Below are 14,174 nucleotides of genomic sequence, written 5' to 3'. Positions count from 1 at the left end.
GACGCGGACTCCTTGAGGCGGTCCCACAGGGCCATGAGCACTCCGTACCTGGTCGGGAGGGCGCCCGGACCGGCGTGCTCCGGGCGCCCAGTTTCTTCTGCAACGCCGTAGAGGTCGCCGGCAGGGGGCGGAGCCGTGCGTCCGGCCGCCCCCTGCCGGTGTCCTTCACCGTCTGCCGAGGACTGCTCTCAGCCCTCGTCCTCCTCGTCCCCTTCGAAGAAGTCCCCCACCTCGTCGACGACTTCGGCCGCGACCATGCCCCCGACCACGCCGACCGCGAGGCCGGCGGCGCCCGCGGCGACGACGGTGCCCATGCCGGGACCGGAACGGTGGTGGTCGTCGTGGTGGCCGCCGTGCCCGTAGTGCCCGTGCCCGGCGTACGGGTCACCGTGGCCGTAGGCGCCGTGGGCGCCGTACGACGCGCGGTGCTCGACCAACTGACGCATCCAGCCGTCGACTTCCGTGTTCCAGTCGCGGGAGTCGTGGTGGCCGACGGTGAACCTGGTCAGCGCGTCGTGGCCGCCGGAGAGGAGGCCGCCGCGCTTGTCGGCCTCCAGGACGACCTCCATGCCGCCCGGATTGGCCAGGAAGGTCACCTCGACCTCGTTCACCCGGTCCGCGTACTGCGGCGACGGGGTCAGCTCGATCTCCTGGTAGAAGGGCAGCTGCTGCCCCGTGCCGCCGATGCGCCCGTACTCCAGGTCGGCCGACCGGAAACCGAAGCCGAGCGCGCCGAACGCCTCGAGGACCGCCTCCTGCGCGGGCAGCGGGGCGATGTTCAGCTGGTCCAGGTCGCCCTTGTCCCTGGCGCCGGCCACCGCCAGCTCGGTGCGCACGCCGAGGACGATGCCCAGGGCCTGCCCGTACAGCTCGGTGATCGGGGTCTCCCACGGCAGCGTCACCGTGAACGGGACGCTGTGCTGCTGACCCGCGCCCAGCCGGAAACCGCCGCCGACGGTGAACCGCTCGAAGGCGACGACGCCCTCGCTCTCACCCTCATCGTGTTCGGCCTCGACCCGGGCCACGAGCTCCAGGGTGATGTGCTCGATGTCGAAGTCGGCTTCTCCGCCCTTGAGATGGACCTGGCCGGTGAGCGCGCCGCCGGGGCGGGCGGCTCCCGGGTCGAGGACCGTGTCGACGGTGGGTCCGCCCACCCCGAGTGATCCGAGCAGTCGTTTGAACACCATGACGGCGTCCACTCCTTATACGTGCGTGTGTCTCGTTCGGGTGTGGTGCCGCGCGCCCGGGCGGACGCACGACACCACGGTTGTGCGCGGGGCGGGCTACTCGGCCGCGTCCAGCGCGGCGAGGGCCTGCGCCCAGCGGACGTACTTCAACTCGGCCAGATCGGCTACGGTCTTGACCCCGAAGGCCTCCTGAAGCAGCTCGCCGTCACGGTCGGAGACGCCCTTGAGCGCCCCCACCGGAGCCGCCAGGATCTCGGGCAGGCTCTTGTCCGCCCACGCCTTGTCGAGCACCTTCTCCAGGTCGATCGAAGCCATGCGTGTCCTCTTCCGGGTACGTGAGGCCCGGCCCTGTCGCGGGCCTTCTACAAACGAGTAGAAGCATAGGGCTGTCGGAGGCCGGGAGGTGCACGGTCGGCGCGGGCTCGCCGGGAAAGGCCGAAAACGGGCTCTTGGGAGGCCGAGCGCGGCGACGAGTTCGCCGGTCCGAGGGCCGTGTCCGATCTGAAGCGTGCCGGCCGGCGGCGCTTCCGCCCGTACTGCCTTCGGCAGCCCGTGCCGCTCGAGCACAGCAGCGGCCCGGCCGGGCTCTGCCGCATCACGCGCGCCGTCCGGTCGCGGTGGTGCGGGGCGCGGGGGCGCGGACGAGTGTCACCGACGCACGGCGGGCGCCGGCCCGCAGGACGCGGTAGGGCCCTGCTTCGGCCGGGCGGCCGGGCGGCCGTGGGGCGGGTGGGCGCGAACCGGGTGAGGACGGGACCACGGACGGCGAGGAGCATCACGTGGCCGGTGACCGGGGCCCCGAGGCGCTGGTCCGTCGTACCGGCGGGCCCGGTGATGACGACGGAGAACCCGCCGCGGGCGATGAGGGCCGTCCCCGCCCGCAGCCGTCCCCGCCGGCCGCGGCATACGCGGTCGCGGGCCCGGCCATGGCCGGGGCTGGGCGGTGGCCCGTGCGGCCAAGGGCATCGTGGAGCACACGGGCCTGAACGCCGGCCTTGTGGGCGCTGTGCTCATGGGCCTCGTCAACGCCCTGCCGGAGACCGTCACGTCCATCGCCGCCGTCCGGCGAGGAGCCGTCACCCCGGCCGTCGCCGCCGTCATCGGCGGCGACGGCCGGGACGCGCTCGACCTGGTCGTCGGCGACGCCGCCTACCGAGGCGGGTCCCTGTTCCATGCCGCGCACCCGGACGAGCGGTGGACGAGTGGTTCCTCACCAGCGGCGCGCTGGTCCTGGCGGCGCTCCTGCTCGGCGGTCTCCTCGTCCGCCGGAGGCGCGGCCGGCTGAGGATCGGCTTCGACGGCACCCTGCTCCTCGCCCTCTACGGCGAGCATCGTCGCCGTGCTCGCCGTCTGAGGCGAAGTCGTCTCCGGGGCCGATCCGGAGGGCCCGTACGCGCCTGAGGTGCGACCGTTCGTGGATGTCGACGTGCCGGAGTGCTTCAGGCCTTCGGCTGGGTGAAGCGGATGCGGTTGCCGAAGGGGTCGCGCAGACCGCAGTCGATCCCGTACGGGCGCTCGGTGGGCTCCTCGGTGAACTCCACCCCCTTCTCGAGCAGCGTCTCGTAGGTCTTGCGGCAGTCGTCCGTGGTGAGGACGAGCCAGCCGCCCATGGCCCCCTTGGTCACCAGCTCGCGCACCTGCTCCGCCGTCTCCTCCGACATCGCCGGCGCACCCGGCTTCTCCAGAAGGATCTGTCGCTCGGGGCGACCCGGTACGCCGACGGTCAGCCAGCGCATGAAACCCATGTCGACGTCCGCGGTGATCTCCAGGCCGAGCTTGCCGACGTAGAAGTCGATGGCCTCGTCCTGGTCGAGGACGTATATCTGCGACTGCGTGATGGCGTTGAACATGACACTGACACTAGCGATCGGCCAGGACGAGAACTTATCCAAAACTGCTCGGTGAACAAGACGTCCTGTCGTCCCGTCAGGCATGCGGTCGAGTCCACGCCATCGTGAAGCACGTCGGCACGCCCACGGCAACCGCTTCCTTGCGGTACGTCCGCGGCGACCGGCCGACGATGTCGCGGAACGTCCGGCTGAAGGTGCCCGGGCTGGTGAAACCGACCTCGAAACTGATGTCCGTCACGCTGCGGTCGGTCTCCCGTAGCAGGAACATCGCCCGTTCCACGCGGCGACGCTGCAGGTAGCGGTGCGGTGTCTCACCGAACGTGGCCCGGAAGGTACGCGTGAAGTGGGCCTGTGACACGTGTGCGACGCGGGCCAGGGCGGGGACGTCCAGCGACTGCGCGTAGTCGCGGTCCATCACGTCACGCGCTCGGAGCATACGGCGATTGGTCTCTTCTGCGGCGCGGCTCACGGCACCATCTCATCACGGTCCACCCGGGCAGGACCCAGGACGGCGGACCCTCCAGGACTTCCCGGGCCGGCCACTCGCCCCAGCTCCCGTCCCGTCCGCCTGGCTCGACGGCAGACGGGACGGGAACTCCCCCGCGCCCGCCACACGCCCGCGGCACCCCGCCGTCTCGGGGCCTGAGCGCCCCCGCCGGAGGCATGTCCTTCCCCGCGGCCCCTGTGGTGCGGTACTCACCTCTTCTCCTGGTGCCGCTCCTTCCGTGGGCGCGCGTCGGCGCAGCGTGCGCGGAGCAGCGACGGGAGGTCGCCGCCGGGCGGGGCGACCTCGTACGCGCCGTGCGGTCGATGCGCTTTCCCGGCCGGTCCCACGGGCGGATCAGCGCAGTCCGGCGAAGAGATCATTCTCGGGCAGGGCCGCGCCGGTGGCGTCCTGGACACGTACGAAGGTCTCCGTGCCCATCAACTCGCCGAACCGCTCCTTGCCCATCTTGAGGAAGAAGATGTTCTCGCCCTGACTGGCGTGCGCGGCCAGCGCGTCGAACTTCTGACCGCTGAACGCGGTGGTGTCCACCCACGTGGTGATCTCATCGTCAGGGAGGCCGATCTCGGCCATCGCGGCGGCCTCGGCAGGGTCCGGCTCCGGCATGTCCGGATGGAACTCGCGCATGATCTCCCCGAACCGCTGCATCCCCGAGCGGGGCATCGTGGTCCAGTACACCTTCGGTGTCAGCGCGGTCATCTCCAGCGCCGCCATCGTGATGCGGTGGGCCTGGATGTGGTCGGGGTGGCCGTAGAAGCCGTTCTCGTCGTAGGTGACGACCACATCAGGCCGGTAGTGCCGCATGAGTTCCGCGAGCCGGGCCGCGCCCTCCTCCACGGGGGTCTGCCAGAAGGATCCGGGGGCGTCGTTGCTCGGCCAGCCCATCATCCCGGAGTCGGCATAGTCCAGCATCTCCAGATCGCTGACCTTCAGGACGTCACAGCTCGCCTCGAGTTCTCGACGACGCATCAAGGCGACCGCCGCCGGGTCGTGCCCGGGATCGCCCGGCTTGACACCCCCCGGCCCGTCACCGCAACCACCGTCGGTACACGTCACGAGAACCGTGCGGATGCCTTCCGCCGCGTACCGCGCCAGGACACCTCCGGTTCCGGTGGCCTCGTCGTCGGGGTGGGCGTGTACCGCCATGAGCGTCAAGGGCCGGTCGGTCATGAAACAGTCCTCCTGCGGATATGAGTCCTGGCCCGAGTACGCGGCGGGCGTGCCGCGATCCCGGATCCCGGATCCTGGTGGGGCGGACCTTGCGGCCTCAGTGCTCCCGCCGTCCGGCGCCGGCCCCTCGGTCGGTGCAACCGCGCCGGACGCACCGGCTGTTCCCGGCGCGGCCACTCGGCCTTCGAGCGTCGGCGTGCCACGCGGCCGGGGGACAGGCGCGACCCGCACGTCTCAGTACCACGTCGGATTCGGTTTCCGTCCCACACCAGTCGTGAGATCCCGATCGGGGTGCGGGCCTGGGGATGCGTGGAGCGGCCGAGCGCGGCGGATGCGGTCGCACATGGCTGCCGGGCCCTCGCCTCGGCTCGGAGGATCACAGAATGCGGGATCACCCGTACGGACTTCGACCTCCACGAGAAGCGGTCCGGTGCAAGAGGCGGCGAGCACGGTGCGGTGCCACAGCTCGATGCCCCGCACCCATGGCGGGCACGGCCGGTGAGGTCGACAGCCCCGGCGCTACGGTGCTGTCCGCGATGAGGCGGTTCGTGCCATCGACCGCACGGCTGCACGGCTGCACCGGATCGTGTCGGACGGTGGGGCAGGCGTCCGACGGAGTACCCGCGCCGGGCCGCGGTCGGTCCGTGCCTACGGACCGTGCGGTCGCGTCGGCCGAGGAGCCGGTGGAGCGGGTGCGGGCCGCGGCACGCGAGGCGGCGTGAACACGCCGGTCTCCGCCGCCCTGGGACGGTGGGTGCGATCGCGGTCCTTCTCGCGCGCCCTCCGAACGGCGGAGTACGCGCCGGACGGGTGAGGCGTCGAGCCGATGCCCCGGCGGTCAGGCCCGGCGGGTGGGCGCCGCGGCACTGGGCGGCACGGGGACCCTGGCGGCTTCCGTCCGCCAGGCGTCGGCGAGTTCGGCGGGGAAGCGCCGGCCACTGCGGGTGAGGACGACGCCGGGCGCGAGTTCGACCTCGTCGCCGGGGCGGAAGGGGCGGTCGGTCTGCGGGGGAAGCTTCTCCCAGGGGCCGAATGCGCCGTGCCGGCCGGCACGGCGCATTCGGGTGCCGTAGGTGCTGATGTCACGGATCAGGACCGTGCCGCTCCGGGCGGAGACGGCCACGTGCATGCGGCTGACCTGCCGGGCGATCTGCGGGGACAGCAGGCTGTGCAGGGCGATGCCCACCTGCCCCGGCAGCCGGCCGACGTGCGCTTCGGAGCCCTCGCCGAGGGTGTACCGGGCCACGCAGGCGCCGTCGATGACAGCCTTGAGCTGGGTGGTGCCCAGGCGCGGACCCTCGTCCTCCAGAGGTGTGCCGTGCAGCTCGCAGGTGGGAACACCGCGCCGCATACGGGGCAGCAGGATCCGGTCGCCCTTGCGGATGTCGTAGAGGGTGCAGCGGGGCTCCGGGCAGCGCCAGGTCCGCATGATCACCTCGGTCAGCGGTGTCCGCGAGGGGCCGAGGAGGCCCTGTTTCTTCAGCGCGGACAGTTCCATCCTGCGGGAGATCTCCGCCGCCGAGCGCACACCCATGTCCATCGCCACGAGGGCGACGGACCCGTCGGGGCGGGCTGTCGGTTTGAGGAACTGCCAGGTGTTGCCCTGGATCCACGGGTGTTCGACGCGGTGGTCGACGTACCGGTCGCCGGTGACGACCGGGGACGCGGTCATGCGGGCCAGTTCGAGGACGCGCTCATCGGCGTCGTCGACCTCCTCGACCAGCCCGTCGGCCACCCAGCCGCGCAGTCGCCGGACCTCGGCCTGATTGCCGAACTCGCGGTGCCCGCCCAGCAGGCTGGTGTCGGCGACCAGGTAGACGGAGACGTCGGGATCCCTGGTGAGCTCCATCAGAGCCCGCAGGACCAGACCGAGGCGGCGCAGGGACCGCGGGCCGTGCCGCCCGAGGGAGGTGTCGCGTACGACGTTGGAGAGCTCCACGAGGTAGTCGGCTCGCTCCGCCGACGCGGCCAGATGATGTTCCACGGACGCCTCGCTGTCCGACGGCAGGGGTGTCACTCTAAGGCCGCCCGCCGGTATCCGCCATCAGGACGCATCATCCCAACTCCCCTGCGTCTCAACGTACTCCGCTGTTCTTCCTCGATCTCCTCGGATGCCTACCCCTGGCGCGGGCACGTCGGTACGATCACGCCGGTGACGGGAGGGCCGAGAACCTTGAACAGCACTGGAAGCAGCGACCAGTTGAGCCCGCTGGACCCTGAAGACCCGCGAGAGGTGGCCGGTTACCGCCTGCTCGCCAGGATCGGCGAGGGCGGCATGGGATGCGTCTACCTCTCCCGTACGCGCGGCAACCAGCCGGTCGCCCTGAAGGTGATCCGTCGCGAGTACGCCCAGGACGAGGAGTTCCGCCGCCGCTTCGAGCAGGAGGCGACCTCCGCCCGCAGGGTGCAGGGCTACCACATCGTCCCCGTCGTCGACCACGACACCACAGGCCCGCAGCCCTGGCTGGCCACCGCCTACGTCCCCGGCCTCGCCCTGGACCAGCTTCTCACCAGGCACGGGACGCTCCCGCTGACCACGGTGCTGCAGCTGACCGGGTGCGCGGCGGAGGCACTGCACGCCGTGCACAAGGCCGACGTGATCCACCGCGACATGAAGCCGAGCAACATCCTCATCGGCTCCGAAGGCCCCTGGATCATCGACTTCGGCATCGCCCGGGCCGCCGACTCCACCCAGCTCACCCGTAGCGGCGGGTTCATCGGCACCCCTCAGTTCATGTCGCCGGAGCACGCCAACGGCCAGGACCTCACACCGGCGACCGACGTCTTCTCGCTCGGCCTGATCGCCGCCGTCGCCGCGACCGGCCGCCACCCCTACGGTGACGCCGGATCCCTCACTCTGGCCACCAAGATCGCCAACAGCGAGTTCCGCCCGCCGGACCTGACGGCGTATCCCGAACCGCTGCGTGCCGTCCTGGAACGCACGCTGGCCGCCGACGCGGCCGCCCGCCCCACGCCCTCGGAACTGGCGGAACTGTGTCATGAGCTGAGCGGGCGGCCGCTGCGTGACTTCACCGGCTGGCTGCCCGCGCCCGTCGCGGCGGACATCGCCCGCCGGGAGCAACTCGCCCGGCAACAGGCCGAGACCGGGCCCGGAGCGGCTTCCGGGACCGTGGCGGGAGCCGCTACCGTGCCCCCACCCTCCGTGGCGGATGCCGCGACCGTGCCCCCACCCTCCGTGGCGGGTGCGGACACCGCGCCGTCGGTTGCCGGGGCGTCCGGCGGATACACACCCACCCATGCCTCCCGGCCCGGTGAGCAGCCGCGCCACGGCCGGGCACAGCCGACGCCGCCGACCGGATCCCCTGCCCCGTTCCCGCAGGGAGCACCCCACCTCCCCGGCCCGTCGGCAGCCCCGTCGGCGGCCCGCAGCCGCACCCCGCTGACGGTCGGCGCGGCCGTGCTGGCCCTGGCGGTGGTCGCGACGGCCGCCTGGGTCTTCACGCACGGCGACGACACGGACAACGCCCAGGGCAGCGGCGGACAACCGACCTCGCCGCCGGCCGCCGCATCCCGGACTCCCGCCGGTACCGCGCCGGGCGCCGGCGGCGCGTCGTCCCACGCGAACGCGACGCCGAACGGCTACACGGAGATCTTCAAGGACAAGCCGCTCACCTTGCGCGCCCAGTTCACCTCCAACCGCATCTCCTACACCAACGTCGACCTGGACGCACCGAGGATCGACGCGAAAGCCCTCAGCGAGGGGAAGGGAAACGAACTGCAGTACGAGGAGTTCGGCGGCACCTACACCCTGCGCTTCCTGACGACCATGGGAAAGAGCGCGGGCATCACCCCCGAGGAGTGTGCCGAGGGCGCGGCGGCCGACGTGGTGCCCTCCGAGCTCGGCGACGACGCACAGGGCGAACAACTGACTCCGGGCACGCTGCTGTGCACGGTCACCGACGAGGACAACCTCGCGATGCTCTCCATCAAGGACGTCGTCGTCCAGAAGGACGAGGAGGGCTTCAAGGCGCGCGACTACATCGCCGAGCTGACCCTCTGGAAGGCGCCCTGACCCGTCCGCCGCGGAAGAGATCCGTGTCCTGTCGCACCGCTCGTCCTGCCTGAGGGCCGGCGGGGGAGGGTCGGGAGCGGCCCGGCCGACCCCTCCGACTCGCCGTCCTCCACGAGCCCGGTGAAGCCCGCTCGTACGACAACGGCAACAGAGGAGGAGCCCGCCGAGGAGCCGGACGAGGGGGTCGATGCGGTACCCAAGACGGACGCCCCGGCCGCCGAGAGCTTGCCCGCCGAGCAGTCGGCGGCCGCTCGGCGGCCGCTCACGGGACCGGCACCGAGGCCCCCCTCGGCCCCTCCGACCGGCGGATTCCCGTGTTCACACTGGGCGTGGGGCCGGCTCTGGCGGGCCTCGGCATCGGCTTCCCCGGGGTGCGGATGCGCCGCCGCTGAGCGGCTCGCGACGGCCCGGGTCCCCCTTGAGTCGGACCTCCGGCGTCCGCCTCAGGACGCTTGTCCACGCGAACTTACTCGGTATACATACTCGGTATGTCCATTCGCCACGGGCTTCTCGCCCTCCTCGAACACGGCCCGCGCTACGGCTCACAGCTCCGTACGGAGTTCGAGTTCCGCACCGGCTCCACCTGGCCGCTCAACGTGGGTCAGGTCTACACGACGCTCAGCAGGCTCGAACGCGACGGCATGGTCGTGCAGGACGGTGAGGACGAGGCCGGCCACCCGCTCTACGCGATCACCGACAGCGGTCGCGTCGAACTTCGCAGCTGGTTCGAGCACCCCGTCGACCGCACCAGCCCGGCCCGTGACGAGCTGGCCATCAAGCTGGCCATGGCCGTCGGGGCGCCAGGGGTCGACATCCGTGACGTCATCCAGTCCCAGCGCCGGCACACCGTGAAGGCCATGCAGGACTACACCCGGCTGAAGGCGCAGGCCCTCACCGCCGTGGAGAAGAACGGGGACCGGGAGCGGGACGACATCGCCTGGCTCCTCGTCCTGGAGCAGCTGATCTTCCAGACCGAGGCCGAGGCGCGCTGGCTCGACCACTGCGAGTCCCGGCTGATCCGTCTCTCGTCGACCGCCCAGGCGGCGGGGCCGGAGCCGGCCTCGCCGGGGGCGGTAGCGGGAGCGGCGGGGACGGGGGCGCGGGCGGCGGCCGGGGCAGAGGAGGCCGCACGCCACCGCCCGTGACGTCCGACCTTCACGACCGGCCCTGAGCGCCCGAACGACCGGACCCACAGGGCCGACCGAGTCCACCGGCTCCACCCGACCCACTCGTAGCACCTGAAGACTCCGAACCACCCGACCAGACCCATACCGTACGCACGGCGCTGCCAACGACCGTCCGTCCGTCGCACCGGCGTCCGGCCGCTCGCCGGCGTACGCCCGAGGGGAAACCATGTCCACACAACAGCAGCAGCCCGTGCTGAGTCTGCGGAACCTGACCCGCGTCCACGGCTCCGGCGCCACCGAGGTGCACGCCCTGCGCGGCATCGACCTCGACGTCCACCCCGGTGAACTCGTCGCCGTCATGGGCCCGTCGGGCTCCGGCAAGTCCACCCTGCTCACCATCGCCGGCGGCCTCGACAACCCCACCTCCGGGCAGGTCTTCGTCGAGGGCACCGACATCACCGCCCTCGGCGTCAACGGGCTCGCCGCCCTGCGCCGCCGCAGCATCGGCTACGTCTTTCAGGACTACAACCTCATCCCGGCCCTCACCGCCGCCGAGAATGTGGCCCTGCCCCGCGAACTGGACGGCATATCGGCTCGCAAGGCCCGCACCGAGGCCCTCGCCGCCCTCGCCGAGATGGACCTCGGCCAACTCGCCGACCGGTTCCCCGACGAGATGTCCGGCGGCCAGCAGCAGCGCGTGGCCATCGCCCGCGCCCTCGTCGGCGACCGCCGGCTCGTCCTCGCCGACGAGCCCACCGGCGCCCTCGACTCCGAGACCGGCGAGTCCGTGCTGGCCTTGCTGCGCTCCCGCTGCGACGCCGGAGCCGCCGGCATCATGGTCACCCACGAGCCGCGGTTCGCCGCCTGGGCCGACCGCGTCGTCTTCCTGCGGGACGGCGCCGTCGTCGACCAGACCCTACGCAGCGACGCCGACTCGCTCCTGACCGGCCGGGCGGCCCAGCGGTGACGACCTGGTTCCACTCCTGGCGGGCCGCGGTCCGCATCGCCCGCCGTGACGCCTGGCGCTCCAAGGGCCGCAGCTTCCTCGTCCTCGCCATGATCGCGCTGCCGATCCTGGGCGTGAGCGCCCTGGACCTGACCCTGCGCAGCGCCCAACTCACCCCCGCGCAGCGGGTGGAGCGCACCCTGGGTGCCGCCGACGCTCGCTTCTCCGACGCCCGGACGGGCGGCGCGGCCATCCTGCAGGACCCCGAGGGCGAGCAGAACACCCCGGCCGGGGACTACTACTCGCCGGGCACGTCCTGGCCCGACGGCCCGACCGATGTCACCAAGACCATCCCGGCCGGTTCGACGGTGCTGACCGACAGCAGCGGCACCGCCAAGCTGACCACCACTCACGGTCTGCTCCAGACCGAGGTCCGTGAGCTGGCCGCCGACGATCCCGTCGCCCGGGGCATCATGCGGCTGCAGGAGGGCCGCTTCCCCGAGAAGAACGACGAGATCGCCGCGACCACCCAGTTCCTGGAGAGCAGCGGGCTGTCCGTCGGCTCCACCCTCACCGCCCGCGGCTTCGACCGCACCTATGTGATCAGCGGCTCGTACGAGTTGCCCAGCGACCTCACGGCACAGCAGGTCAACGCCCTGCCGGGGGCCTTCCTGGCGCCGTACGCCAAGGCGGTCGAGAAGGCCGGACTGCCGAAGCCCGACGTCTCCACCACCTACCTGGTGAAGAAGGCCGGTGGTTTCACGTGGAACACGGTCCAGGCGATCAACGCCAAGGGTGTCCTGGTCACCTCGCGCGTCGTGGTCCTCGACCCGCCCGCCGACTCCGAGGTGCCGCTCTACCAGAGAAAAGAGTGGGCCAAGAACAGCGGGGGTGCCGACGCCGCCGCGCTCGCCGCCGTGGGCACGGTCGTCGGCTTGGCGATGCTGGAGATCTGCCTGCTCGCCGGTCCCGCCTTCGCCGTCGGCGCCCGTCGTTCCCGCCGCCAGCTCGGCCTGGTCGGCGCCAACGGCGGTGCCCGCAGCCATATCCGGGCCATCGTGCTGAGCGGCGGCCTGGTCATCGGCGTCGCGGCGGCCCTGGTCGGCATTGTCCTCGCCCTGGTCCTGACCTTCGCCCTCCGGCCGCTCCTCGAGGACTACATGGGGCAGCGGTTCGGCGGCTTCACCGTCAGGCCGCTGGAACTGCTCGCCATCGCCGCGCTCGCCGTCCTCACCGGCCTGCTCTCCGCGGTCATCCCGGCCGTCACCGCCTCCCGGCAGACCGTCCTGGCCTCCCTCACCGGCCGTCGCGGCGTGCGCCGCAGCAACCGCGTGCTGCCGCTGATCGGCTTCGGCGCTGTCCTGCTCGGCGCGGCCATCGCCCTGTACGGCTCGGTCGTCTCCGACCAGTTCGTCCTGGTCGCGGGTGGCTCGGCCATCGCCGAGCTGGGTGTGGTCGCCATGACGCCCGCCCTGGTCGGCCTGTTCGGCCGGGCCAGCCGCTGGCTGCCGCTCTCGCCGCGCCTCGCCCTGCGGGACGCCGTCCGCAACCGGGGCCGTACGGCACCCGCTGTCGCCGCCGTCCTGGCCGCCGTCGCGGGCACCGTCGCCGTCTCGACGTACGCCGCGAGCCGCGACGCCCAGAGTCTGGCCGAGTACCGGGCCAGCCTGCCCTACGGGGCCGGCGCCGCGCTCGTCACCGAGGAGGGAGGCCGGGACGTCCCCGCGGTCCGCGACGCCGTGCAGCGGACGCTGCCCGTCGACGTCCGCGCCGACGTGTTCCGGATCGTCGTCGGCAAGCCCGGCTGCGCCCCGTACGGCGAGGGCGAGGGCTGTGGCCGCTTCGACGTCGTCATCCCGCCGGCCAACGAGTGCCCGCTGTGGGCCATCGCCCCCGACGGCTCCGACCTGGTGGAGAAGTACACCAAGGAGCAGCGGCGCGCCCTTGCCAAGGACTGGCGCTGCCTCTCGCACGACGGCAACGGCATCTACGTCGAGGAGGGTCTCCTCGTCGCCGACGCCCCGCTCCTGAAGGTCCTCGGCATCGACGACCCGGGTGCGGCCAAGGCCCTCGCCGACGGAAAGCTCCTCAGCTTCCACAGGCCCCAGGTCGACAGGAACGGCACCGTCGGCATCAAGCTGATCACCGACCCGAAGGCCGCCGACCGCGCCGTCGAGCAGAACAAGCCGGTCCCGGGCGAGCTGAAGTCCTTCCCCGCCTACCAGGTGCCCGGCTCGCCCGACTCCTACGGAGTGGAGAGCGTGCTCAGCCCCGCCGCCGCCAAGGCCGCCGGACTGACCACCGTCCCCCTCGGCGCCTTCTTCAGCACCGACCGGGTGCCCAGCTCCGAGCAGCGGCAGAGGCTCGACGCCGAGATCGCCAAGCTCGGCAGCAACGTCGAGCTGACCCTGGAGCAGGGCTGGGTCGACGAGAACGGGCTCGTCCTGCTCGCGCTGACCGTCTTCGCCGGCCTGGTCACCATCGGTGCGGCCGGCATAGCCACCGGTCTCGCCCAGGCCGACGCGGAGGCCGATCTCAAGACGCTCGCCGCGGTCGGCGCCCCGCCCCGGGTGCGCCGCATGCTCAGCGGCTTCCAGTGCGGTGTGGTCGCCGCGATGGGTGTGGTCCTCGGCTCGGCGGCCGGTGTCCTGCCCGCGGTCGGGCTGCGGCTCACCGAGGAGCGCGAGCAGATGCGCTCCTACCAGGAGGCTCTCGACCAGGGGTGGGTCGGCGTCGGTGACGCCCCGCCGTACGTGCCGATCGTCGTCCCCTGGGAGACACTCGCCGCCCTCCTGGTCGCCGTGCCCCTCGGCGCCGCCCTGCTGGCCGCGCTGGTGACCCGCTCGCGCGGGGCGCTGGCCCGCCGCGCCGCGCACTGAGTCTCCGTTGCCGGACCGTGCCCCTGGACGAGGGTGGATCACCCTCGTCCAGGGGCACACCGTGTGGGAAAGCATGCGTGCGCGAGAAGGGCGGCATGGAGATGCCGAGGAATGACAGGTCGCAGGGCTATAAGGCGTTCTGGGTGCTCCCCGACGACCTTCCCCTCTGACGCAGGGCCCTCGGCGGTCAAGTACCCGTTCTCGCAAGGGGTTTGTGTGCCGCCCACGACGAAGCAGGTGCAGGACGGGCGTCCGCCATCGCCCGGGAACAGCGGGCTGAGGGCTCGCCTCCGGCTCGTCTGTGTGAAAGTAAAGGTCAGCGCCATGCTGCGACGTGATGGCGACGCCCTCGCAAGGCGTGCGTGCCCTCTGCGTGCCCCATCTCGGAGTGCGGGAGCACTCGCAAACCGCAGCAACGAGACCCCTATGAAACAAGCCCCGGGTCGCTGACCCGGGGCTTGGAGAAGAGCGGGTGAC

10 protein-coding genes and 1 pseudogene are annotated in these 14,174 nt (G+C 72.0%); 5 read left to right on the top strand and 6 right to left on the bottom strand.

All coding sequences use genetic code 11. From position 1 onward, the window contains the following. Positions 1–188: 188 nt before the first annotated feature. Positions 189–1,187, bottom strand: coding sequence for a sporulation protein (locus tag ADK41_RS09310; protein ID WP_030827572.1), 999 nt, complete (start codon positions 1,185–1,187; stop codon positions 189–191). 96 nt (positions 1,188–1,283) lie between these two features. Beyond that, positions 1,284–1,502 carry a hypothetical protein gene (locus ADK41_RS09305; RefSeq protein ID WP_030827576.1) on the bottom strand — a complete coding sequence of 73 codons (219 nt, stop codon included), beginning with the start codon at positions 1,500–1,502 and terminating at the stop codon, positions 1,284–1,286. A gap of 619 nt (positions 1,503–2,121) precedes the next feature. On the opposite strand from ADK41_RS09305, the pseudogene ADK41_RS09300 reads away from it, so the two are divergent. Further along, positions 2,122–2,541 (top strand): annotated as a pseudogene (locus ADK41_RS09300) (cation transporter); the annotation flags it as partial. A gap of 85 nt (positions 2,542–2,626) precedes the next feature. Here the strand turns inward: ADK41_RS09300 and ADK41_RS09295 are convergent. The 4 genes from ADK41_RS09295 to ADK41_RS09280 all read right to left on the bottom strand — a co-directional run bounded on the left by ADK41_RS09295 (position 2,627) and on the right by ADK41_RS09280 (position 6,696). Further along, positions 2,627–3,037, bottom strand: a complete 411-nt coding sequence (locus ADK41_RS09295) for a VOC family protein (protein WP_030827579.1) — start codon at positions 3,035–3,037, stop codon at positions 2,627–2,629. 76 nt (positions 3,038–3,113) lie between these two features. Then, positions 3,114–3,473 carry a helix-turn-helix domain-containing protein gene (locus ADK41_RS09290; protein ID WP_030827580.1) on the bottom strand — a complete coding sequence of 120 codons (360 nt, stop codon included), beginning with the start codon at positions 3,471–3,473 and terminating at the stop codon, positions 3,114–3,116. A 405-nt stretch (positions 3,474–3,878) separates the two neighbouring features. Beyond that, complete coding sequence (locus ADK41_RS09285; protein ID WP_030827581.1) at positions 3,879–4,712, bottom strand: PIG-L family deacetylase; 834 nt, start codon at positions 4,710–4,712, stop codon at positions 3,879–3,881. 838 nt (positions 4,713–5,550) lie between these two features. Continuing rightward, positions 5,551–6,696: an FHA domain-containing protein gene (locus ADK41_RS09280; RefSeq protein WP_030827582.1), complete on the bottom strand. Its 1,146-nt coding sequence runs from the start codon at positions 6,694–6,696 to the stop codon at positions 5,551–5,553. Between the two features lie 189 nt (positions 6,697–6,885). Between ADK41_RS09280 and ADK41_RS09275 the strand changes: the two genes are divergently transcribed. The 4 genes from ADK41_RS09275 (at position 6,886) to ADK41_RS09260 (ending at position 13,697) form a co-directional block, all read left to right on the top strand. Beyond that, positions 6,886–8,745 carry a serine/threonine protein kinase gene (locus tag ADK41_RS09275; protein WP_030827584.1) on the top strand — a complete coding sequence of 620 codons (1,860 nt, stop codon included), beginning with the start codon at positions 6,886–6,888 and terminating at the stop codon, positions 8,743–8,745. Between the two features lie 488 nt (positions 8,746–9,233). Further along, positions 9,234–9,890: a PadR family transcriptional regulator gene (locus ADK41_RS09270; RefSeq protein WP_030827588.1), complete on the top strand. Its 657-nt coding sequence runs from the start codon at positions 9,234–9,236 to the stop codon at positions 9,888–9,890. Positions 9,891–10,098: 208 nt separating this feature from the next. Beyond that, positions 10,099–10,839 (top strand): ABC transporter ATP-binding protein, encoded by a 741-nt coding sequence (locus ADK41_RS09265; protein WP_030827590.1) that lies wholly within the window; start codon positions 10,099–10,101, stop codon positions 10,837–10,839. Next, complete coding sequence (locus ADK41_RS09260; RefSeq protein ID WP_030827592.1) at positions 10,836–13,697, top strand: FtsX-like permease family protein; 2,862 nt, start codon at positions 10,836–10,838, stop codon at positions 13,695–13,697. Before ADK41_RS09265 ends, ADK41_RS09260 begins: the two co-directional genes overlap by 4 nt. Positions 13,698–14,174: the final 477 nt, after the last annotated feature.

Source organism: Streptomyces caelestis, from assembly GCF_001279005.1.
GTDB lineage: Bacteria > Actinomycetota > Actinomycetes > Streptomycetales > Streptomycetaceae > Streptomyces > Streptomyces heliomycini.
This window is presented reverse-complemented; position numbering and strand designations above follow the sequence as displayed.